This is a genomic window from Pseudomonas sp. F007 (assembly GCF_057814275.1).
In genome coordinates this window covers 62,545-87,440 of the sequence record NZ_JBVATA010000013.1, presented here as the reverse complement: position 1 = coordinate 87,440, position 24,896 = coordinate 62,545, and the positions used below count along the sequence as shown (strand labels likewise).

19 protein-coding genes and 1 other RNA gene are annotated in these 24,896 nt (G+C 58.6%); 4 read left to right on the top strand and 16 right to left on the bottom strand.

Annotated elements, in window-relative coordinates; all coding sequences use genetic code 11:
* Positions 1–20: 20 nt before the first annotated feature.
* The 14 genes from ACZYR5_RS28165 to ACZYR5_RS28100 all read right to left on the bottom strand — a co-directional run bounded on the left by ACZYR5_RS28165 (position 21) and on the right by ACZYR5_RS28100 (position 20,416).
* The gene (locus tag ACZYR5_RS28165; RefSeq protein ID WP_489092470.1) at positions 21–1,361 is read right to left on the bottom strand and encodes a restriction endonuclease subunit S; all 1,341 of its coding nucleotides are present in this window, start codon (positions 1,359–1,361) and stop codon (positions 21–23) included.
* Positions 1,354–2,904: a class I SAM-dependent DNA methyltransferase gene (locus tag ACZYR5_RS28160; protein WP_489092469.1), complete on the bottom strand. Its 1,551-nt coding sequence runs from the start codon at positions 2,902–2,904 to the stop codon at positions 1,354–1,356. Before ACZYR5_RS28160 ends, ACZYR5_RS28165 begins: the two co-directional genes overlap by 8 nt.
* A 342-nt stretch (positions 2,905–3,246) precedes the next feature.
* Positions 3,247–6,723, bottom strand: a complete 3,477-nt coding sequence (gene hsdR / locus ACZYR5_RS28155) for a type I restriction-modification system endonuclease (RefSeq protein ID WP_489092468.1) — start codon at positions 6,721–6,723, stop codon at positions 3,247–3,249.
* Between the two features lie 146 nt (positions 6,724–6,869).
* Positions 6,870–7,886, bottom strand: coding sequence for a hypothetical protein (locus tag ACZYR5_RS28150; RefSeq protein ID WP_489092467.1), 1,017 nt, complete (start codon positions 7,884–7,886; stop codon positions 6,870–6,872).
* Positions 7,887–8,162: 276 nt separating this feature from the next.
* The gene (locus tag ACZYR5_RS28145) at positions 8,163–8,429 is read right to left on the bottom strand and encodes a hypothetical protein (RefSeq protein WP_489092466.1); all 267 of its coding nucleotides are present in this window, start codon (positions 8,427–8,429) and stop codon (positions 8,163–8,165) included.
* A complete protein-coding gene (locus tag ACZYR5_RS28140) occupies positions 8,426–9,406 on the bottom strand; it encodes an integrase domain-containing protein (protein WP_489092465.1) in 981 nt (326 codons plus the stop codon). The genes ACZYR5_RS28145 and ACZYR5_RS28140 overlap by 4 nt, the downstream gene beginning before the upstream one ends.
* Before the next feature lie 951 nt (positions 9,407–10,357).
* Positions 10,358–11,614, bottom strand: coding sequence for an integrase domain-containing protein (locus ACZYR5_RS28135; RefSeq protein ID WP_489092464.1), 1,257 nt, complete (start codon positions 11,612–11,614; stop codon positions 10,358–10,360).
* A 187-nt stretch (positions 11,615–11,801) separates the two neighbouring features.
* Positions 11,802–12,199, bottom strand: a transfer-messenger RNA (tmRNA) gene (gene ssrA / locus ACZYR5_RS28130).
* A gap of 97 nt (positions 12,200–12,296) precedes the next feature.
* The gene (locus ACZYR5_RS28125) at positions 12,297–12,569 is read right to left on the bottom strand and encodes a hypothetical protein (RefSeq protein WP_489092463.1); all 273 of its coding nucleotides are present in this window, start codon (positions 12,567–12,569) and stop codon (positions 12,297–12,299) included.
* A gap of 220 nt (positions 12,570–12,789) precedes the next feature.
* Complete coding sequence (locus tag ACZYR5_RS28120) at positions 12,790–15,630, bottom strand: FAD-binding and (Fe-S)-binding domain-containing protein (RefSeq protein ID WP_489092462.1); 2,841 nt, start codon at positions 15,628–15,630, stop codon at positions 12,790–12,792.
* Positions 15,627–16,298 (bottom strand): LutC/YkgG family protein, encoded by a 672-nt coding sequence (locus ACZYR5_RS28115; RefSeq protein WP_489092461.1) that lies wholly within the window; start codon positions 16,296–16,298, stop codon positions 15,627–15,629. The genes ACZYR5_RS28120 and ACZYR5_RS28115 overlap by 4 nt, the downstream gene beginning before the upstream one ends.
* A complete protein-coding gene (locus ACZYR5_RS28110) occupies positions 16,298–17,752 on the bottom strand; it encodes a LutB/LldF family L-lactate oxidation iron-sulfur protein (protein WP_489092460.1) in 1,455 nt (484 codons plus the stop codon). Before ACZYR5_RS28110 ends, ACZYR5_RS28115 begins: the two co-directional genes overlap by 1 nt.
* Positions 17,749–18,573, bottom strand: a complete 825-nt coding sequence (locus ACZYR5_RS28105) for a (Fe-S)-binding protein (protein WP_489092459.1) — start codon at positions 18,571–18,573, stop codon at positions 17,749–17,751. Before ACZYR5_RS28105 ends, ACZYR5_RS28110 begins: the two co-directional genes overlap by 4 nt.
* Before the next feature lie 148 nt (positions 18,574–18,721).
* Entirely contained in the window at positions 18,722–20,416 is a 1,695-nt protein-coding gene (locus ACZYR5_RS28100) for a lactate permease LctP family transporter (protein WP_489092458.1), read from the bottom strand.
* A gap of 261 nt (positions 20,417–20,677) precedes the next feature.
* Here ACZYR5_RS28100 and ACZYR5_RS28095 point away from each other — a divergent pair, with 261 nt between their 5' ends.
* A complete protein-coding gene (locus tag ACZYR5_RS28095; RefSeq protein ID WP_489092457.1) occupies positions 20,678–21,445 on the top strand; it encodes a GntR family transcriptional regulator in 768 nt (255 codons plus the stop codon).
* Positions 21,446–21,496: 51 nt separating this feature from the next.
* On the opposite strand, the gene smpB is transcribed toward ACZYR5_RS28095, so the two are convergent.
* The gene (gene smpB, locus ACZYR5_RS28090) at positions 21,497–21,979 is read right to left on the bottom strand and encodes an SsrA-binding protein SmpB (RefSeq protein WP_489092456.1); all 483 of its coding nucleotides are present in this window, start codon (positions 21,977–21,979) and stop codon (positions 21,497–21,499) included.
* Between the two features lie 118 nt (positions 21,980–22,097).
* Between smpB and ACZYR5_RS28085 the strand changes: the two genes are divergently transcribed.
* Genes ACZYR5_RS28085 through ACZYR5_RS28075 form a run of 3 tightly spaced genes read left to right on the top strand, consistent with a single transcriptional unit; the run spans position 22,098 to position 24,250 of the window.
* Positions 22,098–23,501 carry a sodium-dependent transporter gene (locus ACZYR5_RS28085; RefSeq protein ID WP_489092455.1) on the top strand — a complete coding sequence of 468 codons (1,404 nt, stop codon included), beginning with the start codon at positions 22,098–22,100 and terminating at the stop codon, positions 23,499–23,501.
* 7 nt (positions 23,502–23,508) lie between these two features.
* Positions 23,509–23,943, top strand: coding sequence for a type II toxin-antitoxin system RatA family toxin (locus ACZYR5_RS28080; protein WP_027619337.1), 435 nt, complete (start codon positions 23,509–23,511; stop codon positions 23,941–23,943).
* Complete coding sequence (locus tag ACZYR5_RS28075; protein ID WP_489092454.1) at positions 23,936–24,250, top strand: RnfH family protein; 315 nt, start codon at positions 23,936–23,938, stop codon at positions 24,248–24,250. The genes ACZYR5_RS28080 and ACZYR5_RS28075 overlap by 8 nt, the downstream gene beginning before the upstream one ends.
* A gap of 63 nt (positions 24,251–24,313) precedes the next feature.
* On the opposite strand, the gene ACZYR5_RS28070 is transcribed toward ACZYR5_RS28075, so the two are convergent.
* Positions 24,314–24,838 carry an outer membrane protein assembly factor BamE gene (locus ACZYR5_RS28070; protein WP_489092453.1) on the bottom strand — a complete coding sequence of 175 codons (525 nt, stop codon included), beginning with the start codon at positions 24,836–24,838 and terminating at the stop codon, positions 24,314–24,316.
* Positions 24,839–24,896: the final 58 nt, after the last annotated feature.

Below are 24,896 nucleotides of genomic sequence, written 5' to 3'. Positions count from 1 at the left end.
GCTTCTTCCTGATGAAAGGCTTAGCTCGGCGTAGCAGCTCGACGCCTTTGCTTGGCCTGGGGCGCGGCAGTGCGCTGGGTTTTGATGCGTTTCAGTAAAGCGCTGGCGGGTTCGTCGTTCGGGTCTTGGGGGACCAATTCACCGCGGAAGGCTTTGGCCAAGATACTTTGAGTCAGCTGGTCAATACGACTCTTAGCCAAAGCGACTTTGGCTTCCAGTTGGTCGGCGAAGGCAAAGAGTTGATCGACATTTCGGACTATTTCTGTTTGCTCATCAATTGAAGGGAAATTTAGCATTATGCCTCTAATGGTTTTGGCATTAATGTTTGGTTGTGCAGTGGTGGTTATTCCGAGGCCTAGTTTTTCTTGACCCTCGGGTGAAGTCAAATAGGTGTATATAAAGTCCACGGATACTGACTGCTTAAATCTAAATCTGATTAAGTACGCACTGGGGATGGCTTCATAGTTTCCGCGGAACACTGCCATTGTCCCAATGCTACCGGTTCTGGTTACGAGCAAGTCACCATTGCAAATCTTGAGGTTTTCTATTTTTTCTTTTGGAACGTTTACTCGAGGTGTTGTACTTGTGATGAGGATCTCACCTTTGGGGGTCATGTCTGTTGTCCGGATTGTTGGTAATCCGTCTGTTACATAGTCCCCTTTTCCGAAGCGTGGTCCATAGAAAGAGCTTGCACATACAGAGTCGATGCTTGCTTCTTTCCATTCAATATTTTGCTCTTGAAGTGCCCGCCACTTTTCTGTCAAAACCCCAGAAACCGCTGCAGCTAGTACGGATTGGCGGAAGCGTTTGAGCAGCGCAGGGATGCCGTTGATGCGGGCTTTCAGAGTATCGGCCTGAGCCAGCAGTTCGTCGAGCTTGGCGGCGATACGGGTTTGTTCGGCGAGCGGCGGGAGTCCGATCTCATGGGATTTTATGACGGCTTGCGAAATATTCGGCTGAGCCCCACCTTTGCCTTTTTCAATGAAAGCTGCCTTTTCATTTTGAAGAAGTCTATACAGGTATTCTTTTTCGATAAGACCTTCAACAGGTACACCAACTGCGCACGCTTGGTTGGTAGACGCATCGATGCCGAGGATGGCCGTTTTACCAATAGTCGCCCCATACATGGCGATGGCCACGGAGCCCGCAGGAAAAATCTTCGCACTCGAGGATTTTATAGCGGTTTCTGTAATATATTCTTCTGTCGTTGTTATGTAGTGGCTATTGAGCTCTCCACTTTTTATCCATGGGATTCCCCCGCCGTAAAAACTTGATTCGCTGCGAGATGGAGTTCCTCCTGATCCCCAATCGGCAATGGTTCCAAGAGTTGTGCGTGCCCATCCACTTGGCAGCTCACTCATTGCCATTCTCCTCAGCAACAGCTAGCCCCATCACCTCAGCCATCAACTGTCTCTGCGCCAATACTTCATCTCCCGCTCCCAGTGCCTTCATCAACTCTTCCAACTCACGCAGCGCCTCGGTTAGTTCAGCCATGGCCTCACCCGCCAGCACCTCCGGCGCGGGCAGATCGGCGGCATTCAGGCTGCTTTCGTCCTTAAGCCAACTGATGTCCAGCGAGTCACCACGTTCATTGTGGATATAATCGCGGGTAAAGCAGCGGAAGCGGCTGGTTTCACCAATACCCTCGACGTTCTCGGCTCGCGAGCTATTGCCGTTAGGCTCGACGCCATAGGCATCTTCGAACGGCTTGAGGTGCGTGGGGCCGAAAGGGGTACGCTTGCCGAAACTGGGCATGTTGCTGCGCAGGTCATAGATCCATACACGCTTGGTGCAGTCTTCCTCTTGGCGCGGGTTTTCCACACTGCCTTTTTGAAAGAACAGTACGTTGGTCTTCACGCCTTGCGCGTAGAAGATACCGGTAGGTAGACGCAGGATAGTGTGCAGGTTGCACTTGTCCATTAGGTCACGACGAACCTCAGTACCGACCCCCACCTCGAACAATACGTTATCCGGCAGCACCACGGCGGCGCGGCCACCGGGCTTCAGGCCGCGGTAGATGTGCTGCAGGAATGCCAGCTGCTTGTTGCTGGTACGGTAGGTTAGGTCGTCGCGGGTGGGCCCGCCGCCGCCCTTGGCAGTGCCGAACGGCGGGTTGGAGAGGATGACGTCAACCTTGGGCAGGCTAGCACCTGTCTGACCAAGGGCATTACCCAGGTGCACCACACCCTCTTCGTCGCCTTCCATGCCATGCAGTAGCGTATTCATTAGCGCCAGACGACGGGTGCCTGGGACGAGTTCTACACCAACAAAGGCGCGGTTACGCTGGAAGGTCCTGGCCTTGGCGTCGAGGTTGTAGTGCTGATCAGTCTTGCTTTTTATGTAGGCGTCAGCAGCAATCAAAAAGCCCGCAGTCCCGGCGGCCGGGTCCTGTATGGTCTCACCAGGCTGCGGTTGGATGCAGCGAATGATGCTATCGATCAACGGGCGTGGCGTGAAGTACTGGCCAGCCCCGGATTTTGTTTCACTGGCATTCTTTTCCAGCAGACCCTCGTAAAGGTCGCCAAGGCCGTCCTTGCGGGCGCTGAACCAGTCGATGCCATCCAGGCTTCTGATGAGTTGCTCCAGATGGCGCGGCTCCTTGAGCCGGGTCTGGGCATCGGCATAGATGGCGGCGATCAGTGGATCACTGTTCTTGCCCAGGTCCAGCAGCATTTGCCGGTAATGGTTGAGCAGAGTGAGCCCGGATTTACCTGCCAGGTCCGGCCAGCGAGCGCCTTCAGGTAGCTTGTGGCTGAAGTTGTCGTTGTTCTGAACCTGCTCGTATTCCATCTTGATGAACAGCAGCAACACCAGTTCGGTAACGTAATCGCTGTAGTTGATACCATCGTCGCGCAGTACGTCGCACAGGTTCCAGAGTTTCTGGACGATGTCGGAGTTGGTCATGGTAACTCTCAAAAAATTTTGGGGGGCGTTGAGGAGCGCCAGATGCGAAGGAAAGTTGAGAGCAGGCGTACTGACAGCTTAGGGCTCAAAAACTACCGGGCAAAAAAAAACCGCTCAATATGCCTGTAGCTGCCGAAGCAACCATAGGCATGGCGGGTGTATTGCGTGGGAGGATATGCACGGCTGAACCGATTAGCAAGTTTCCTCGCGTTGCATGGAGGTGCCGGGAGGCGATTGCGCGGGCCGAATCGGGAGCGGGCGCAGAAAGCGAACTGCCCGGATTTTTATCACGCTCGAGGATTGGGGCCAGGGCTCGTAGAACGAGCCCAGAGTGATCAAATATCATCCAGCCGCCGACCAAAGATTATCGTTCAACGCTTCCAGCACTACATCCAGGTTGCCACCAAGGTTACGGTCCAGACCTTTCATACCGCCGTCCTCGCGGAAGGCGTCATTGACTTGCTGTGCGTCGAGCACAACCTCATGCACCAATTGCCTGGCAAGGCGGTCCAGCCAGCTCCGTTGCGCATGTGTCCAGGCCTGCATAGCGTAAATTCGTCTCATGGCATCTCCCACGCGTTGATCGAACGGCAGTAATGCCTCACCGATCGCTGCTTGCCGAATGTACCCAAGGATGCTGGCTGCTATTTCGTAGTTGGTCTGGTTGCGCCAGGCACTTTTCAGGTTGGCTTCGCTGAAACCGTTCTGATCGAGCAGCAACCGCACTTCGCGCAAGTGTTCGCGAGTCAAATCCTTGGGGCGGTTGACCACGACGCTCAGCGCAACTGACTGGTTCAGTTGCTTGTGAATGAACTCGTTGAAGCTTTCCAGAAAGTCGGCAGGTTTCTGGTTCTTGCCATAGCTTTGCTCGCGCAAGGTGAGTTTGTCATCGTGCGTAGAAATGATCGGGAATCTCTCCGATCCGAGTAGGGCGCTGACAGCCGCCAGTTGCTCGATCAGTTGACTGTGTTGACGAACGAAGCCAGCAGCCTGTTGTGGTCCGAGCCCGTGTAAATGGGTATGCAGCTTGCCAGGTTCGACTCCCCAGGCATCCTGCAACTCCTCGAGTTTCTGCTTGATAGCCGGATTGCTCTCGGCTTTGTGCTCGGCTTTGCGAAGAATGCGCATGACCTTTTGGCTCAATTGGTCAAGCACATCATGTGCGTGGCTGGTGTCTTCCTGGTTGCCCGGGGCGCTGTGGCTGGCATCGTCGGTTAGCTCACCTACCAGTTGCTCCAGGGAGATATTCGGGTTCTTCACCAATGGCTTCATGGTGTCGACCTCTTCCAGGCTGGCATAGAGGTCGACGGGGTCATAGATGCGGAATACTGTTTTACCTATCTCGTCACAGCGCCGGGTGGCTCGGCCCTTCATCTGCTCATAGAGGATCCGCGAGCGTATACGACGCATGAATACCAGATTGCAGATAGTAGGTACGTCGATGCCGGTTGTCAGCAGGTCAACGGTGATGGCGATGTTGGGGTATTTTTCGTTCTTGTAACGGCTAATCAATTGTTCAACGTTGTCGCTCTGGCCGGTAATGATACGCACTGACGTTTCATTATATTGCTGTCCGTATGCGTCCTTGAAAGCATCATCCAGCAGGTTCTTCACCCGCACGGCGTGAGCTTGGTTGACGCAAAAGATCATGGTCTTTTCTTCGCCGAATGGATATAGCTCTTTGACCAGCTCATCGCAGATGACCTTGTCGAAGGCCGGTGTAATGACGCTGCGGTTGAAGGATTCGGTCCTGAAGTTGAGCTCGTCTTCCAGTTCCGCAGTATCGACTTCCCCCGTCTGGGTATTGATGACACTGACCGAATCACCTTTTTCAAAATGAATGCCATTTTCAGTAAGCTGGGTTTCGTAGCGAATCGGTGGCTCGTGGTCTATCAGCCAGTCGTCGGCCACGGCCTCCCGGTAGCTGTAAGTGAATACCGGTTTGCCAAAAATTTCGCTGGTCTGTTTTGCCGGTGTGGCAGTAAGGCCGATGCGGCACGCGTCGAAATAGTCAAGTACGCGACGGTACTGCGAAAGGTATTGGCTAGCATCACGTATGGCCAATTCTCCCTCGGTCATCTCTTGGTCGAGCGTATACCCTCGGTGGGCTTCGTCGACGATGATGCAGTCAAACTCCCCTACGGGTGGTGGGTTATCCGAGCGGAAGATCCGGCTAACCATGGCCTGGACGGTTGCTACCTGGATGCGGGTTTCCGCTGCGGCAGCCATATCGGCCAACCCGTTGATATCGTAGATCTGCGCCAGTGTGTGATTCTGCTCCAGCTTAGCGTCGTTGAATGAGTCAATCGCCTGCTGGCCCAAGGCGCTGCGGTCGACCAGAAAGAGAATCCGTTTAAAACGCTCGGCCTTGAGAAAACGGTACATCAGACCAATGATGGTGCGGGTCTTACCTGTGCCTGTCGCCATTGCCAGCAAGCACTTACGTTGATTGCGAGCCAGTGCCTGCTCAACGGCCATGATGGCTTTCTCTTGGTAGCCGCGCAATTTCAGGTAGCCAAAACCTTCCTTTGCCAGTTTTTCCTCGGCCTCAGCCTTGCTACGTTTAAGCAGGTCGAGGAGATCGCCAGGTGTGTGGAAGTTGTGCAGTGCCCGGCGAGTGTTTGCCGGGCTGCGTAAATCGCGGAACCAGGTACCGGACTTTTCTTCCAGTTGCTTGATGTAAGGGCGGCTATTGCAGGCGAAGGCAAAGGGCACCTTGAAGTGGCTGCCACTTCCATCATTCCATGGCTGGTTTTGGCCATCCAGCGGCCAGGGTTGCAGATGTTCGACGTCTAGCCGGAAGTTGCGGGCGTACCGCTCTGCTTGGGTAATTCGGTCGGCAACATCAATGCTTTCCCGTTTTGCTTCGACGATCGCGATGGGTATCAGGCCGGCGAACAAAACATAGTCAGCGCTGGCTTTTGCGCTACTTGTGGGCCATTCAGAGATAGCCTTGTTTTTCCCCTTTTCAGGGCGCGCACCTTTGCTGTAAGTAAGCTCCAAGGAGTCGGCTACCCACCCAGCATCGTTCAACAGTTGGTCAATAAGAATCCGGGTCAGGTCTTCCGACAGTTGGAACTTGCTGCTGGCCCTCTTGGTTTTCTGCGTAACGTCTTTGCCAGCCTGCGGCTGTGCGGCGAGCTGCTGTTGCAGTGTCTTGAGGTTTTGATCATGTTCTGCACGCAGTTTGATCAATGCTGCTTCGTGCTCTGCCGCCAACTGCTTGTGGTTTCGCGACTCGGCATCCATCTGCTCGGCGAGTACTGCGTACTCCTCTGCTTCGCGTTGGAGCAAGGTGGCCAGTTGCTGGTTGGTTTCCAACTGCTGGCTAGATTCGCTGAGCTGCGCCTTTAGCTGTTCAATCTGGCCTTGCAGGTCGCGAAGCGACGCGCTTGGGTCACTGGGTGTGACGAAAGGGCCTGGTTTGAAGGTGCGTTTGCCTGCTCCAAACGACTGGTGATACCAGATGGCCAGGGCACGACCCACTTTTAGCCCATCCATGGCCTCGCGATGCAGCGTACGAAACTCGTGGGTAGCTTTGTTGCCTTCCACGCGCAAGGTATGGAATAGGCTGCGAATATTCTGATCCAGTTCGATCTCGCGGCTTAGCTTGTACAGCAAGTCGGACTGGGAGGTGCGGGCATCAAACTCGACACCCGCGCGGCTGGCCAGATCCTGAGCCAGTGCTTCGCCAAATTGGCGCAACTTGATCAGAGTGGTGTTTGGGTCGCTCGCGAATGCTTGCTCGGCCATGCGCGCCAGCTGAAGGAAAACAGGGTCGTGTTCCTGGAGAAAGGCAAAGTTGCTGCAGGCTACCATGGTCGTTCCTTCGTTTGCTTGGCCACTCAATGCGCACATCCCGCAGTGCGGATGCGTAAGTAACGGTAGCTTAACCAAGGTGAGGCGGTTTTGACCATGGCAGAAGGCCAGTCAGTGAGCTTGCAACGGGCGTACCGCCGGCCCAGCTAATAAAAGCCGTCTCCATCGCCATCACGGCGCTCGTTGTAAAACGTAAACAGAACCAGCTCTTCTTCCGGCTCATAAAACATCATGATCAGATCAGCGCCCCAGCTCTGGTAATGATGCGCAGGCACACTGGCTATGTGGTGAAACGGACGGCCAGCAGGGCTGATCGGGTATCCAGCAGTGATACTGCCGTTTTCGATCGGCGCATAGCCCAGCGTAAGGCTGGAAATGGGGAATTTCGAGAAATCGGCCACGCCGCCGACTTGCTCAACAAACGCCATTCGTTCGAGCTTGTACAGTGGGTAGTTCTCTGCCAGTTCTGATGGAGAGAAAAGCCGCCCCGACTCGGAATACATTTTTTTGGCCGCCGCGTAAGCAGCTCTTTGATCTGCATACAGCGACTCTAGGCGCTCGCGAGCTTCAACATATGGATCTTCCAGATGCTCGTTATCCCTATTCAGGAAAAAATAGCGTGGGTCACCCATCAGGCGGTATCGCCCTTCCTCTACCTTGAAGCCAATCCAGTTCGTGTGCAAAAGAATGGAGTGGTAATCAGTATCCTCGGTCGCTTCTCCCACGTTCTCATGCTCTGTCGGCTCCAGCGGTCCCAGCATGGTCAGATATCCATGCCAATCCGGGTTTACCAGGTTGAGATCGATACCAAAAAAAGGCTGGAAATGCTCGCTAAGCTCGGCCTGATCCGGCACGAAGATGGTGTCAGGATTCGGAAACGGGTATATCCCGTCAGGCGCATCCAGGTAGTCCGGCCAGTGCTCTTTGATTTCAGTAATCACCCCCCTGGCTTCCCAGTTCCTTTCAAAATCATCCTTGAACACGCCTATCAAGGCTTGCGCTGCTTCAAAGTGTTCTGGGCTGAGTTCACTCAGGTCGGCTGCTGTCACCGCATACCTATCAGGGCTATTCATCGACAGAACGATTGACCGCAGGCATTTTGCGGAGGCGCTGTGCTCGCTGACGAGCATGTCCTTGTATCTGAGGAAAGGGGATTCGCTCATTTCTGATCTTCCGTGGCCTTGATTCAGGAAACACTGCACATTGTTAGTGGTGCTTGTGGAGGGACTTTACGTCTCTTGAGATCGCGGCGGCAACCACGAGCATCTTGGTGGGTCATCTTTCCTGAGTCCAGATGGCACTGGGGGTACGGTCCTGGATGCCCTGCTCCTCCGGAAGGGCGCCAGAGGCTTTTTGAGTTAGCGCTTTAATATGGCTGCGCTCAACAAGACAGAGTAATGAGATCAAATTACTGTTCTCAATGCCCTTGCCTATCATTTTCATACCCATGACTTTTCTAAGCGACGAGCTAGCAGTCGCAATGTTAGGAGGTAGTAATACCGCGTTGCGTTGCTGCGTCGGGCTAGGCGCTTCTCGAGAAACCAAATCACATGCTTCTGCTGCCAAGCCCAAGGTGTTTGTCGCTGCCAGCGCTCTGCAATCTCGGCCTGTATGATTTTCGCCTGTCGCACATGGCGTTGCCGAGTTGCGTGCGAGCCCGTCAACACCGTAGACAAGAACAGCTCCATGTCGAATGACCTGCTCATGCGCGCCCTCCAATGTAGGCAGCGACCACGTCGATCCGCCCGTGCCCCAGCTCATAGCTGATTTGTCGTCGGGCCTCTCGATCAAGGTTCCTGTCTACCTGGCAACATTGGCCGCCATTGATTGGCGCGGGGTATTGGGTTATGTGCTCGTAGCGCTCACATGCGTACGCCGCTCGTAGCTCATGGAAGCCTTTGAGGTTGTGTGCATGCAGGATGTCTCGGGCAGGGCGGATGATTTCTTGCAGAACATTCAGGTAGCTTTCATGTGACGCAATCAGGTTGCGGCTAGTTCCGGGCGACACCCGCTGTGCAAATCCAAGTGCGCTTTGAACATGTTCGTCCACCGCAATCCAGCGAGGTGCCGAGGCACCGGCGCGGCCACCTTTGGTGCCGTCCTGGATGTTGATCCTGCCTAGGTCGTTAGCCTCACGGCTTAGCCGTGGCAGGTCTGCCAAGATGGCTTCACGTAAACGCATGCCAGTGGCTCGTGCCAACAGAACGATCGCGGCGGCGCGTAGATGATGTTGGCTGCAAAGCGCATCGACTATCTGCTTCACATGCTCGCGATCCTGGCCCTGCGGCACTGACTGTCGAACCCCAGTGCGCAGCATACCCAACGCATTGCTCGGACTTGGCAACTTCACGCACTGATCACCGCGAAGCGCCGCCATAGTCCTGTTAACGCTGGATAGTCGATTTTGAGCGGTGCTGACGGCGAGGTCACCGCGCCTAACCACGTCGCGTAGATACGCCGCGTAGTCGGCTAACACCTTCCGATCAATTTGCCGCGCATCATTGATGCCGGGCCCCTGTTCGGAGCGGCACCACTTCACGAATGCCTGCCACCGATCACTGTGCGCCCTGACCGTGCCGTAGTGGCCTCCGCCAAACAGGTCTTTCAGCGCTTGCGGCCCTGCGTAGCTCAATTGCCTGCCATAGCCGAAATTACGACCATCTCGTCTACCCACCAATGCCATGTTGGTCACCTCATTTGCCGTTCTCCAATCCTCGCCCCACGTCATCCCGCCAAGAATGCTGAGTGTTATCAGGGATCAAGGCCCCTGCGACCTGTGGGGAATGTCCTCTACGCGGGACTGGCGGCTCCTTACGTCCGGGAGCAAGGGCATCTCATGATCTGGCCTCCTCAACACCGTTGCCGGTGGGCGGGTGGAGGCAGTGCTGGCTGACTAAACCAGCGCCTGAAGATCCTGAGCCGGGTGAACGCAGCAATGCGATGACCGGGGCATGCCTGACTGTCAGTCAGGTGCAGTCCATTCCGTGGTCTGCGGCACCACCATCTACATGGCTGTTGCTGGTGACATCGGCGTTTGTCACGCCGATTGTCACGAGGGGGATTGCCGCAAAGCCATGTGCGATCAGGGCTGCAGCAGTGGTAGAAGTGCCCGTCTCTTTCCAGGAGAAAGAGACGGGCACAGGTTGGCGCAAGATTCGGCCAAGCGAATAGGTTGCTGCAGGGCAGCGAAGTAGGAGGTGTTGTCTGGCGCACGAGGGCCATGAAATGTAGTTGGCATCCATCACCGGGGAGGTGACCGGGCGAGCTGCCGGATGCGAATCGCCCTTGGGGAGAACCACCGTGGGAGCGGCGTGACCTTTAAGGTTCGGGTCACCTGGGGTGCTGTCATCGACAGCGCTTGCACGGCCAGTTCTACGCCTGTGGATAAACCCGGTCAAGGGCCGAAATTCAGTGCTCTTGGGGACGTGAAAAGCGGTTATCCATTGGCGGAGTTCCGTGGTAAATCCCGGACAACGTCGTGGCTTATAGCTCTTCAAAGTGAGGTCCATCCAAACAGGGCGGCTTTGCAGCCCTGTTTGGATGGACCCGCGCTGACAAGCGGATAAACGAGGCTGCTTTCCCTGAATCTTGAACGCTCAGTTGTTGTCGTTGCCGTTATTGCGCGTGCATAGCGCTAGCGAATCGGCACCACGTTCTTGTCTCTGACTTGGCCGTATGCTGAGGCGAGCAGGCTTCCGGTGGCGGCTTTCTGGATGTACTCACTCCACCAAGCCATCATCGGACGCCGGCGCTCGATGTAGTCGGCTCGGTTGTAAGCGCTGCGCACTTCATCCTTGTCGACATGCGCCAGGGCGACCTCAATGAGTTCCGGGTCCCACCCATGTTCATTCAAGATGGTACTGGCCATCGAGCGCATGCCGTGGCTGACCAAGCGATCTTGGAAGCCCATGCGCTTCAACGCCATGTTGGCCGTTTGGCTATTGGCGTGGGTGCGTGGATTTCTGTCTGCCGGGAAGACGTATTCGCGATGGCCGCTGTGAGTCTTCAGTGACTCCAACAAAGCGACGGCGTGATCACTCAACGGGATGCTATGTGGGCGGCGCTTCTTCATCCGCTCCGGTGGGATGGTCCAGACACGCCTTTCAAAGTCGATGTCAGCCCAGCGAGTAGTCGCTGCCTCGGCAGGACGAGTCATGGTGTGCAACTGCCATTCGATCAGGCAGCGGGTAGTGCGTTTGATGCTGGCGTTCGCTATCTCCAGCATGAGCTCGGGGAGTTCTTCGGGCGGAAGCGCAGCCATGTTCTCTTTCTTGGGCTTCTTGAATACTGCCCGAATGCCGGTGAGCGGGTTAGCGAAGATCAGGCCGGAGTTGACGCCGTAGGTCATGATCTCGTTTAGTCGCTGGCTAAGACGTTTGACCGTTTCCAAGCTGCCTTTCGCTTCGATTGGACGAAGCAATGCGATCACCATCGGCGCGGTGATTTTCGCGAGTGGGGTCGTCTTCAAATCGGGGAACACGTGCAGCGTGAGCGACCGCCAAATGTCCTCGGCGTAGGCCGGGGTAACCGAGTCTTTTTTTAGCTCGAACCAGGCGGTAGCCACGTTCTCGAAAGTGTGTTCCGTCTCAGCACGCTTGGCTTCATTCAGCGTATTGCGCTGCACCTTCGGATCAATGCCCTGGGCGAGCAGCTCGCGGGCTTCGACTGCCTTCTTTCGTGCGTTCGCCAGTGACAGTTCGGGGTAGGTCCCGAAGCCGATGTTGATGCGCTTCTTGGTCACCGGTTCGCGGTAGTTGAAATTCCACAGCAACGAGCCGTTGCTGCGTACGCGGAGCTGCAAACCGTCACCGTCCGTGAGGACGTAATCCTTGGACGCGGGTTTGACTCCCTTGAGTTGTCGATCGGAGAGGCGGAGGTTTTGAGCAGGCATGAGATTGTCCTCAGGCACTGGTTCGGTATTCCAAAGATTAGCACCGGATGAGCTGGAATACCTTCTGGAATACCCGAACGGCCGGAACTCAAAAACTCTTCAAAGACCGCAAAAGCGCTGGAGGCCGCGTAGTTGCTAGGTTGCAGGCACAAAAAAAGACGTCCGTGGACGTCTTTGATTGATCATTTGGTGGAGCCGGGGGGATTTGAACCCCCGTCCGCCAGTACTCCGCTGTCGGTACTACATGCGTAGCCGTGTCTATTAAGTTAACCCTCAGCGACCCGACGGGCAGGGTGCTTTGGGCGAGTTGTGTAAGTTTTAGCCGCTTCGTCCACAACGTACTGCACGGCGATTCTGTTCTATATGACAATCACTTTGGGTTTACAGACATCCCCTGGTGATTGCTGGACCCGAAGGTACCAGAAGCTCAGGATCTAAGGCTGCTTACGCAGCGATAGCGAATTCCTGGCCGTAGTTATCGTCATTGGCAACTATAAGTAGTTGCAACAGTGGATTTACGAGTTCTGTTACCAACTCGGCATGCACCTAAAGTTTCGCAACCAGCGTCGAATCCAAAACGGCCCCGAGCCTGCTGCTCTGCGAAACATTTTGAGCAGCAAGCCTGCGTAGTGTACGCCAGTGATGGCGATAAGGCCAACCCGAAGGTTGGCCTGTGTGTGCATCAGCCTTTGCTCGGTTCGCGGAGCTGGATTTTTTGCAGCATGCCGGTGGAGATGGCGATGCAGTCCTTGTCGTTGCCGGAGGCCTGGGCTGCCTTGGCTTTGTCCAGGGCGGCCTTGATGTTGTCGAGGGAGTTTTCACCCACGGCCAGGCCTTTGTCGACAGTGTCCTGAAGTGATTGGATGTTGGTGGCGCACAGATCTTCCGCAGCAAACACCGGTGAGGCCAACAGTGCCGCGGTGATGAACATTCCAGCCAGTGCAGAGTGCTTCATGGGTATCTCCTTGTGCATGAGGGCTCGGTGCTGCCGGTCGATGGGGCTGCTGGCCGAGGGGGGCTTCAAGCTCTTTGGCAGGGCTTAGCTAAATGACTATAGCCGGGCGTAGGAATTCGGTTTTTTTTTGATTGTTTGATGGGGGGAGGGGGTGAGCTGCTGGCGAAGAACGTCAATGGGGGGGCGTTATCGTTGACGTTCTTCGCTGGCAAGCCAGCTCCTACAGAGGTAGAGCGTGGGGGTTGGTTGGAGGTAGAGGGCTGGCTTGGGTGACGCGGTCTACGAGGTAGACCAGGCTGTGGTAGTCGATGCCGCCGTGTTGGGTCAGGCCGATTTCGCAGGTGCGGCTGGTGGAGAGGCCTTCGCTGCAATGCTGCACGGCGTCCTTGAGGGTGCGCAGGGCGTGGGCGTTGAGTTGCGGGGTGGTGAAGCCTTTGTCGCCGGCGAAGCCGCAGCAGTGGATGCCTTCGGGGATGACGACGTTGTTGCTGCAGCGGCGGGCGATGTCGATCAGCGCCTGGCTTTCGCCCAGGTGTTGGGTGCTGCAGGTCACGTGGACGGCAATCGGCGCGTCCTGCGGGGTGAAGTCCAGGCGCTGCAGCAGGTGGGTGCGGATGAAGCGCACCGGGTCGTACAGATCGAGGCGAACATCGCCGAGGTCCTGGACCAGGCGCAGGGTGCAGGGGCTGGTGTCGCAGTAGATCGGGTCGAGCCCGCCGCGGCTGGCGTGGAGCAGTGCGCCGAGCAGTTCCTGGCGTTTGTGTTCGGCCTGTTCCGCGTAGCCTTTGGAAGCGAACGGCTGGCCGCAGCACAGGCTGTCGAGGTTGTCCGGGAGGACTACCTGATAACCGGCTTTTTCCAGCAGGCCACGGGTTTTGTCGTACAGCGACATCTGCTCTTTATCACCCACCGCCGGGCCCATGGCCCGTGACACGCAGGCTGGCAGGTAGACCACGCGCGGGCGTTGGTCATTGACCGTAGGACTGAAGCGAATGGCGCGCTCCGGTTGCGGCATGGCGTTGGTCCACAGGGGAATTTGGCCCTTGGATAGTTTGTTCAGGCTGGCCGTCAGCTTGCTCAGGCGTGGCGCCCCGAGGAGCATGCGCGCCCCGTTGGCGACGTGCAGGGTGAAACGCGCGCCTTGCAGGGCAGTGGCGAAATTGCCTTCAAGCCAGTTAGCGGTTTTCTGATGGGTAGCGCTGCGCGCCCGCAGTTTTTTCACCAGCTCGCCGGTGTTGATGCCGACCGGGCAGCGTTGCGCACAGAGGCCGGTGGCGGCGCAGGTGTCGAGGCCCTGGTATTCGTAGGCCTGTTCCAGCTCCCGGGTGTCGATGCCGGCACGTTTTTTCGCCTGGATGTCACGCCAGATCACGATGCGCTGGCGCGGGCTCAAGGTCAGGCCTTTGGACGGGCAGACCGGCTCGCAGAAGCCGCATTCGATGCACTTGTCGACGATTTCGTCGGCAGCCGGCAAGGGTTTCAGGTGCTTGAGGTGAATCTGCGGATCTTCGCTGAGGACCACGTCCGGGTTGAGGATGCCGTTGGGGTCGAGCAGGCGCTTGAGTTGCCACATCAACTGGTAGGCATCGCTGCCCCATTCCAGTTCGACGAAGGGCGCCATGTTGCGGCCGGTGCCGTGCTCGGCTTTCAGCGAGCCGCCAAACTCCACGGCCACCAGTTGTGCGACGTCGTCCATGAACGCCTGGTAGCGTGCGACTTCTTCCGGGTTGTTGAAGCCTTGGGTGAAGACGAAGTGCAGATTGCCTTCCAGGGCGTGTCCGAACAGGATCGCTTCGTCGTAGTGGTGTTTGTCGAACAGCTCGATCAGGCGGTTGACGCCGATGGCCAGTTGTTCCACCGGGAAGGTCACGTCTTCGATGATCACCGTGGTCCCGGTCTTGCGCACTGCGCCAACGGCCGGAAAGGTGTCTTTGCGGATCGCCCAGAGTCGGGCGTTTTCTGCCGGGTCTTCGCTGAAGTCGACTTGCTTCTCCACTGGAAACGCGGCCAGCGAAGCCATGATCTGCGCCAGTTGTTCGTGCAGCAGCGCCGACGATGCGGCGCGGGATTCGATCAGCAGCGCGCAGGCGTTGTTCGACAGTTCGCGGACGAAGGCCGGCATCCCGGGTTTGTCCTGCACCGAGCGCAGGCTGCGGCGGTCGAGCAGTTCGACGGCAGACACCGGTTGGCTTTTCAGCACGGACACGGCGTTGCAGCAGGTTTCCACGTCCGGGAAGACGATCAGCGCTGACGCCTTGTTGGGGTGGTCGAGCACGGTGTCGTAGGTCACCGCGCTGATGAAGCCCAGGGTGCCTTCGGAGCCGACCAGCAGGTGGCTCAAGATATCCACAGGCTCGTCGTAATCCACCAGGGCATTGAGTGACAGGCCGGTGGTATTTTTCAGACGGTATTTGTGGCGAATTTTCGCCGCGAGATCAGTGTTGGCGCGGGTTTCGCGGCCCAGTGTCGCCAGGCGCTCCAGCAGCTCGGCGTGGCTGCTGCGGAAGGCGGCGACGCTGTTGGGGTCTTCGGTGTCGAGGCGGCTGCCATCGGCCAGCACCAGGCGAATCCCGGCCAGGGTGTGGTAGGTATTTTGCGCCGTGCCGCAGCACATGCCGCTGGCGTTGTTGGCGACGATGCCGCCGATTTTGCAGGCGTTGATCGACGCGGGATCCGGGCCGATCTTGCGCCCGAACGGCGCCAGCCAGGCGTTGGCCTGCGCGCCGATGACGCCCGGTTGCAGGCGGATCTGCGTGCCCTGGGCACGAATCTCGCGGCCGTTCCAGTTATCGCCGAGGACGATCAGTACCGAGTCGCTGATGGCCTGGCCGGAGAGGCTGGTGCCGGCGGCGCGAAAGGTCACGGGGACGCGGTCGCGCTGGGCCAGGTGCAGCAGGGCGACCACTTCGTCTTCGGATTCGACGCGGATCACCAGCTGCGGAATCAGCCGGTAGAAGCTGGCGTCGGTGCCGAAGGCCAGGGTCGAGAGCGGGTCGTCGAAGCGTCGCTCTTGGGGAATCAGTTGCTGCGCATCACGCAGGAAAGCCGCCGGTAAGGTCATTGGTCCTCCAGGATCAGCACCACCAGGTCTTTCGGGCCATGGGCGCCGTAAGCCAGGACTTGTTCGATGTCAGCGGTTTTCGACGGGCCGGACACCAGCAAGGCGTTGGTTGGCATGCCTTGGGCCCAGTTGAATTGCTGCTGCACCTGATAGAAGTTGTCGCGGATTTCGCTGGCCTTGAGCAGGGCGAAATGCACCGGCGGCACCAGGCTCATCAGGCGCGGTTCTTCGCGGGTCGGCCAGATGATCAGGCTGCCGGTGGCGGCGATGGCGCCGAGGGTGGTGGTGAGGCTGGCCGGGGTGTCGTTGAACAGTTCGGCTTTCCATTCTTCCACGGGGCGGTCGTAGGCTTTCAGCGTCGGCAGGGCAGGTTGGTTCGCCCAATGCTGTACGACACGTTGTCCATGGGGCGTGCTGGGTGCGATCAACAGGCTGGGAATCTGCCGTTCCAGCAGCAATTGCCCGAGCAGTTGTGGCCAGTTGGCGCCGGAGGTCAGGTGGATTTCGGTATGCACCGCTTCCATCAGCTTGCGCAGCTGTGGGATGCGTTGCTCGGCGGTGTAGGTGTACGGCTCGGTCACCAGCGCTTCGTCGAAATTGTCGGCGACCGGTGTCGTGCCGGTGAGGCTGTTGCGCAGCTTGGCGAGGATGTTCTGTTTGGCGCTCATCAACGGTCTCCCTGTTTAGCCAGATGCTCGCGGGCCATGTCGTGCAGTGAACGAGCGGCGGGTTTCGGCGCGCTGTGGTTTTGCGTCCAGGGCCCGACATTGTTCGGCGCGAGGGCGCGCAGGCGCGTGGCGAGTACAGTGAACAGGCGATACAGCTTCGGCGAGCTGTTAAGCCGCGCCCAGGCGTTCCACATCAGGCGTTCCTTGCGCGAATACTTGCTGCCCTGGCCGCGCATGACCTGATGCGGGCTGTCCGGGGCCTTGACGTTTTCTTCGCGCAGGCGCCGCAGCAGGGCCGGGATCGGAATTTTCACCGGACACACTTCGCCGCAGGCGCCGCACAGCGACGAGGCGCTCGGATGGTCCGGGACTTTCGCCAGGCCGACCATGTGCGGGGTGATGATCTTGCCGATGGGGCCCGGGTAGACCTCGCCATAGGCGTGGCCGCCGATGCGGGTGTAGACCGGGCAGTGGTTCATGCAGGCGCCGCAGCGGATGCAGTTGAGGGTCTGGCGCAGTTCGCTGTCGGCAAACGCCTGGCTGCGACCGTTGTCCAGCAGCACCAGGTGCACTTCTTGCGGGCCGTCGAGCTCGTCGGCCTTGCGCGGGCCGGAGATCATGTTGACGTAGGTGGTGATCGGCTGGCCGAGGGCCGAGCGCGTCAGCAAGGACAGCAGCGGCACCACGTCGCGCAGGTTTTCCACGACTTTTTCAATGCCGGTGACCGCGATATGCACCGGTGGCACGGTGGTTGACATGCGGCCGTTGCCTTCGTTTTCCACCAGCAGCAGGGTGCCGGTTTCGGCCACCGCGAAGTTGACGCCGGAGACGCCGATGTCAGCTTCGAAGAACTTCTGTCGCAAGACCGTGCGACCGATCTGAATGAGTTGGTCAACGTCCTTGGTGTATTCCACGCCAAGTTTGTCGTGGAACAAGGACGCGACCTGACCGGCATTCTTGTGGATCGCCGGCATAATGATGTGTGAAGGCTTCTCGTGGTCGAGCTGGACGATGAACTCGCCCATGTCCGATTCCAGGCATTCAATGCCCTGTTCAGCGAGGACATGGTTCATTTCCATCTCTTCGCTGACCATCGATTTGCCCTTGATCACTTGCCGCGCCTCGTGAGCGCGGATGATCGAAAGGACGATGCCATTGGCCTCGTCCACCGTTTCCGCCCAGTGCACGGTCACACCGTTGCGGGTCAGGTTCTGTTCCAGTTGCTCGAGCAGGTCGGGCAGCTTGGAGAGCGCGCGGGCCCTGACAGCATTGCCTAGGACGCGCAGGTGTTCTCTTTCGTGGGCATCGCTGAACGATGTTGCCCGCTTGGTCATCAGTGAATCCATGGCACTGCGAAAGTTGTTGCGCAGTTGCTGGTCACCCAGGGCGGTGTGGGCCCGGGTGCGAAAATCCTCCTCGACGGCAACCGTCGGGATCAAGGCCGGGGCGCTCATCGGGCACCTCCGGTACGTTGCCAGATGAAACTGGCCAGGTGTTGGCCACGCAACGCTTGCTGCTGTTTTTCCAGGGCGCCATTGATGTTCATCAGGCAGCCGCAATCGGCACTCAGCACCTGGTGTGCGCCGGATTCCTTCAGGGCGCGGGTCTTGTCGGCGACCATCGCTCCGGAAATGTCTGGCATACGGACGCTGAAAGTCCCACCGAAGCCACAGCATTCGCTTTCATGGCTGTGCTCAACCCGCTCCACGTTGTCCAGTTGCGCCAATAGCTCGCGACCGTGCAGGTGGGTGTTCATTTCCCGGCGCGCCGAGCACGAGGTGTGCAGGGCGACTTTGACCGGTTCACCGCTGTCCTTGAGCTGCACCTTGCAGACAAACAGCAGGAACTCCGCCAGTTCATAGGTCCGGGCCGCGAGGGCCTGGACTTGTTGCAGGGTGTCCGGCTCGTCCTTGAACAAGTCGGCGTAATGTTCGCGCAGCATGCCGGCGCAGGAACCCGACGGCACTACCACCGGATAGTCCCCGGCAAACAATGCCAGTTGCGAGCGCGCCACGGTCCGTGCCTGCTCGGTGTAACCCGAGGTGTAGGCCGGTTGTCCGCAGCAGCTTTGCCCTTGCGGGTACTCCACGCGAATGCCTTCGCGTTCCAGCAGGTGAATCGCGTCCATCCCGGCTTCGGGATAGAACAGGTCGACCACGCAGGTGCCGAACAGGTAGACCCGCGGCGGTTTTTCGCTGGGGTACTGACGCGGTTCGCGCAGGGGCGGGGCGACACGGGTCGCATTGGGCACGGCGTTGTAGAAAAGCTCGCTCATCAGGCGTGTCTCCGGGTGGTCCCGGTTATCCGTCGGCGGCGGTTGCTGACTGTAAAGCGACAAGCTTTCAGCAACCTTGCAGACCGGGTGGTGAGTCGCAGACGCCGGGATCGTGGCCCGGCGTCGGTTCTTTCGTGTTGCGTGCTGCTTAGTGCACCAGCATGCCAGTGAACCAGTAGGCCTGGGCCAGGGTGATCAGGCCGACGATGGTTGCAAAGAATAGGCTGTGCTTGAGGGTGAAGCGGAACAGATCCGATTCCTTGCCCACCAGACCGGTGGCGGCGCAGGCCACGGCGATCGATTGGGGCGAGATCATTTTTCCGGTCACGCCACCGCTGGTGTTGGCGGCCACCAGCAAGGTGTCGTTGACGCCGATCTGGTGCGCAGTGGTGGCTTGCAGCGAGCTGAACAGGGCGTTGGACGAGGTGTCCGAGCCAGTCAGGAACACGCCCAGCCAGCCAAGGAATGGCGAGAAGAACGGGAAGGCTGCGCCGGTGCCGGCCAGTACCAGGGCCATGGTCGACGACATGCCCGAGTAGTTGGTGACGAAGGCGAAGGCCAGCACCATGCCGATCGACAGGATCGGCCAGCGCAGTTCGTAGAAGGTCTCTTTCAAAGTGGTCAGACCAGTTTTGAGGTTGATCTTCAGGACCAGCATGGAGATCAGCGCGGAGAAGAAAATCGCCGTGCCGGTGGCCGAGATCGGGTCCAGCTTGAACACTGCCGGGATCGCGGTCGGGTTGGTGACGATTGGCGCGACCTTGATCACCATTTGATCGAGGTGCGGGATCGCAAAGTTGAACACCCAGCTGTACATCGAGCCGCCGGCGGCGAACATCGCCTTGAAGGGCTTGAGGGTCCAGATGGTCACCAGCACGGTGAGGATCAGGAACGGCGACCAGGCCTTGATGATTTCACCCAGGCTGTAAGGCGAAACCAGGGTCGCGCGTTTCAGGCCGAAACCACCGGCGCTCGCGGTGACCACGGCGTCCGAGGTGACGCCGGCGATCTGCGCGCCAGCGGTACGTTTTGGCTGCCACACTTTGAGGAACAGGGTCAGGGAGATCAGGCTGGCCAGGGCCGAGGTGATGTCCGGCAGTTCCGGGCCGATGAAGTTCGAGGTGAAGTACTGGGTGATGGCAAAGCTCAGGCCGGCCACCAGGGCCGCGGGCCAGGTTTCACGCACGCCGCGCAGGCCGTCCATCATGAACACCAGCCAGAATGGCACGAACAGCGACAGCAACGGCAGCTGACGGCCGGTCATGGCGCCGATCTTGAAGGCGTCGATGCCGGTGACCTGGCCGGCGACGATGATCGGGATGCCCAGTGCGCCGAACGCGACGGGCGCGGTGTTGGCAATCAGGCACAGGCCGGCGGCGTACAGCGGGTTGAAGCCCAGGCCCACCAGCAGCGCAGCGGTGATGGCCACTGGCGCGCCGAAGCCGGCGGCACCTTCCAGAAACGCACCGAAGCAGAAGCCGATCAGCAGCACCTGCAGGCGCTGGTCGTCGGTGATCGACAGTACCGAGCTGCGGATCACTTCGAACTGGCCACTCTTGACCGTCAGTTTGTAGAGGAACACGGCGGCGACGATGATCCAGGCGATCGGCCACAGTCCGTAGGCAAATCCATAGCCCGCGGCAGCGAAGGCCATGTCGACCGGCATCTGGAAGGCGAAGATCGCGACCAGGATCGACAGCGCCAGGGTAATGCTCCCGGCGACGTGACCCTTGAGGCGGAACACGGCCAAGGCCAGGAAGAAAAATACGATGGGGATGACGGCCGCGAGAGCGGACAAGCCGAGACTGCCGAGAGGGCTGTAGAGCTGTTGCCAGGTTTGCATATGGGGTGGCCCCTAATTGTTGTTGGTCAGGCACTGCATAGCGGTCTTGGATAATTGGTAAGACCAATTTACAATCGCTGTGGGCTAGGTTAAAAGCCTTGTGGGCGGTGTGTCAATTTGCCGCCCTAAAACTTTTGTCGAATGAGCGGTACAGGGGTCATCTGATCCGATCGATCAAATGCGTCCTGATAGGTGCTGGCGCGGCGCCAATGGGCCAGAATAGAGAGCCCGGCGAGGTGTCGGGATGGTGGAGAACGAGTGATGGGTTTTGATCAGGTGCGTCAGCGCCGTTTGTCCGACGATATTGTCGAGCAGCTTGAAGGCATGATTCTGGAGGGCACGTTGAAGTCCGGCGAACGCTTGCCGGCAGAGCGCGCCCTGGCCGAGCAATTCGGTGTGTCACGGCCTTCGTTGCGCGAGGCGATCCAGAAGCTGACGGCCAAGGGGCTGCTGGTCAGTCGTCAGGGCGGCGGCAACTATGTGGTTGAATCACTGGGCTCGACCTTCAGCGATCCACTGCTGCATTTGCTGGAAAGCAATCCTGAAGCCCAGCGTGATCTGCTGGAGTTTCGCCACACCCTGGAAGCGTCCTGCGCCTATTACGCAGCACTGCGTGCCACCGATGTCGATCGCGAGCGCTTGAGCGCGGCTTTCAACGAGCTGCAGGATTGCTACACCCGCCACGATGAAGTGAGTCGGGCGGAGGAGGGCGCGGCGGACGCGAAGTTTCACCTGGCGATTGCCGAGGCCAGTCATAACGCGGTGCTGCTGCATACGATTCGCGGGCTGTTCGATCTGCTCAAGCGCAACGTGGTGACCAACATTGGCGGGATGTACAAGCAGCGCACGGAAACCCGCGACATGCTGATTACCCAGCACCGGGAGCTGTACCTGGCGATTATCGAAGGGCGCGCCGAGCAGGCACGCGAGGTTTCCAGCCGGCATATCCTGTATGTGCAGGAAGTGCTGGAAGAGGTGCGTCAGGAAGTGCAGCGCATGGCTCGGGCGGAGCGGCGCAAGGGGATCTAGCGGTATTTGCCGACTGTTCCCACCGCGGAGTGGGAACAGTCAACAGGCAAGTCAGTCTTCCTTGCCCTTGTTGCGAACTGCGCGCTGCAGCTCGCGACCGGCGTCGCGTTCGCGCTCGGTGTCTCGCTTGTCGTATTCCTTCTTGCCTTTGCCCAGGGCAATCTCGCACTTGACCATGTGCTTGCTCCAGTACCAGGACAGGCAGACGCAGGCATAGCCTTTCTGCTGGACGGCGGCCGAGAGCTTCTCGATCTCGCGCCGGTTGAGCAGCAGCTTGCGGGTGCGCACCGGGTCGGCAATGACGTGGGTGCTGGCGGTGGTCAATGGCGTGATGTGACTGCCGAGCAGCCAGGCCTCGCCATCCTTGAGCAGCACGTAACTGTCGACCAGTTGCAGCTTGCTTGCCCGCAGACTTTTTACTTCCCAGCCGGCCAGGACCAGACCAGCCTCGAACCGATGTTCGATGAAGTAATCGTGTCGCGCCTTTTTATTCTGCGCGATGGTCCCTGTTGGGTGTTTCTTCTGTTTAGCCATAGGGGCGGCATTATAGGCAGTTGCGCGTCAGTCGGCTACGGGGTTGCTGCGTGCTTGAGCGCTTTGGATGAATCCCGGACAATGCGCGCACTTTTTTACTGGGTTGGACGTGGTAACGATGTCGTCAGACAAGGTTTCAGTCCACGGCAGTTGGGCCAGCCGCTGGGTATTCATCTTCGCGGCGACCGGTTCTGCCGTGGGCTTGGGGAGTATCTGGAAATTCCCCTACATGGTCGGCGTCTACGGCGGCGGTGCGTTTGTTTTGGTGTTTCTGGCGTGTATCGCGCTGATCGGCTTGCCGGTGATGTTGGCGGAAACCTTGATTGGCCGGCGTGCCCGCCAGGCTCCAGCGAATGCCTTGAAGGTGCTGGCGCTGGAAGCCGGGCATTCGGCGAAATGGTCCTGGGGCGCCTTTGCCGGGATGATCACCGCGTTGTTGATTCTGTCTTTCTATAGTGTGGTCGGCGGCTGGTCGCTGGATTACATCATCAGCATGGGGCGTGGTCAGTTTCAGGGGGTGGCGGCCGATCAGGTCGGTGCCTGGTTTGACGGGGTGATTGCCGATCCCTGGCGCCTGACGCTGTGGCATACCCTGTTCATGTTGCTGTCGGCCGCAGTCATCGCCAAGGGCGTGGTGGCGGGGCTGGAGCGCAGCTTGCGGATCATGATGCCGTTGTTGTTCGTGATGTTGCTGGTGCTGCTGGGCTACAGCATGACCACCGGGCACTTCATGCAAGGCGTGCATTTCATGTTCGACTTCGACTCCTCTAAAGTCCTCGGCGGCTTGTTGCCGGCCATGGGCCACGCGTTTTTTTCTTTGAGCGTGGGTGTCGGTTCCATCATGATTTATGGCGCTTACATGCCTAAGGATTCGTCGATTTCCGGCACTGTAGTCGGCGTCGCGTTGCTCGATACCTTTGTCTCGCTGCTGGCGGGCCTGGCGTTGTTTCCGATTGTCTTTGCGGGTGGTTTGAACCCCAGCGAAGGACCGGGCCTGATGTTTGTCAGCCTGCCATTTGCCTTTGGTAACGTCGCCTTCGGCCAGTTGATGGGCGTGGTGTTTTTCGTGCTGGTGGCGATTGCCGCCTGGAGTTCGGCGATTTCCTTGCTTGAGCCGATGGTGGCGTATCTGGTCGAACGAACCCGCGTCAGCCGGGGTTGGGTGACGTTCTGGCTGGCCTTCAGTTGCTGGTTCGTTGGCCTGGGCACGGTGTTTTCCTTCAATATCTGGAAGCAGGCCAGGTTTTTTGTGAACGATGGCGCCGGGTTTCACCTCTACCAGTGGGGCGCGAGCAGCGGGCTGGACTTCTTTGGCGTGATCGATTTCTTCACCTCGCGGATCATGTTGCCGCTCGGTGGTTTGTGTTTTGTGGTGTTTGCGGGTTGGGTGATGAACCGGGAAGCGGTGCGCGACGAGTTGTCGATCCGCAGCCCGATGCTGTTCGGCCTGACCTTGTTTTTGATGCGCTATGTGGCGCCCCTCGGCATTCTCGTAGTGTTTGCCGCCCAGCTTTGGAAGTGACGCTGAAATGACGACACACATTCAACGTTCGGCCCTGTTGCCGTATCCGGCTCAAGCGCTTTACGACCTGGTCAATGACGTGGCGCGTTATCCGGAGTTCCTCCCCTGGTGTTCCGATGCCAAGGTCATCGAGAGCTCTGCCGAGCACATGCGCGCCAGCGTCGGGGTGGCCAAGGGTGGCTTGAGCCAGCATTTCGTCACGCGCAACACCCTGGTACCGGGGCATTCGATTGAGATGAACCTGGAAGAGGGGCCATTCACCCAGTTGCATGGCGTCTGGGTATTCAAGCCGTTGGGCGAGAAGGCCTGCAAGATCAGCCTGGACCTGACCTTCGACTATGCCGGGCCGATCATTCGCGCGACCCTGGGGCCGTTGTTCAATCAGGCGGCCAATACCCTGGTCGATGCGTTCTGTCAGCGCGCCAAGCAACTGCATGTCTGAGCCAATGATCGAGGTCGAGGTGGTGCATGCCGCCGTCGATCGCCAGGTGTTGCTCAAGGTCCTGGTGCCCAGGGGTTCTACGGTGCGTGGGGCCTTGTTGCGTTCGGGGATCGCCGAGCAGTTCCCGGAGCTGGACCTGGCGAACTGCGCCGTCGGGATCTTCGCCAAAGCCGTGGCGGATCCGGATAGCTGCGAGGTCCGGGCCGGCGATCGCATCGAGCTCTACCGCCCGTTGCTGGCCGACCCCAAAGAAGTCCGGCGGTTGCGCGCGGCCAAGGCGGTACAGGCGAAAGCGCGGGAACAGTAGTCTTGCCTTCAGGCAGGCATGAAAAAGCCCGGCGTGCCGGGCTTTTTTTCGTCTCGCAAAAAATTATTGCGTGGTGTCGAGCGGTTCTGGGGTTGGCACCGGAACGGTCTCGACGCCGTCGACGTCTTTCTGGATCTGGTCGAGCAGCGAACCCGGCTTGACCGGTTTCTCTGGTTTGGGTTGCTCGACCTTTTCCACAGGCGCGCTCACCGAAGTGCCGCTTTCCTTGCCCATCAGGGCTTCGTCACGGCTCACGCCGGGCATGAAGTCGCCCGACAGGCCGATCAGTTGGTCGTCAGGGCTGAAGGTTACGCTGATGCGTTCCTGCTGGCGTTCACCGCCACCTGGTTGCAAGCTGTACAGGTAATCCCAGCGATTGGCATGGAATGTGTCGGTCAGCAGAGGGTTGCCCATGATAAACCGTACTTGCCGACGGGTCATTCCCGGGCGTAACTGGTCTATCATGTCCTGCGTGACGACATTGCCCTGCTGGATGTCGATTTTGTAAACCCCGGGGAATGAACAACCGGCGAGTGCGAGCAGTCCCACGAAGGTGAAACTGGTTAGCAAGAGCTTGGTGTTTTGCATCGGTGGGCGACTTCCACTATCTTGGCTGGGACAACGTAAACGCCGATCATACCCGCAT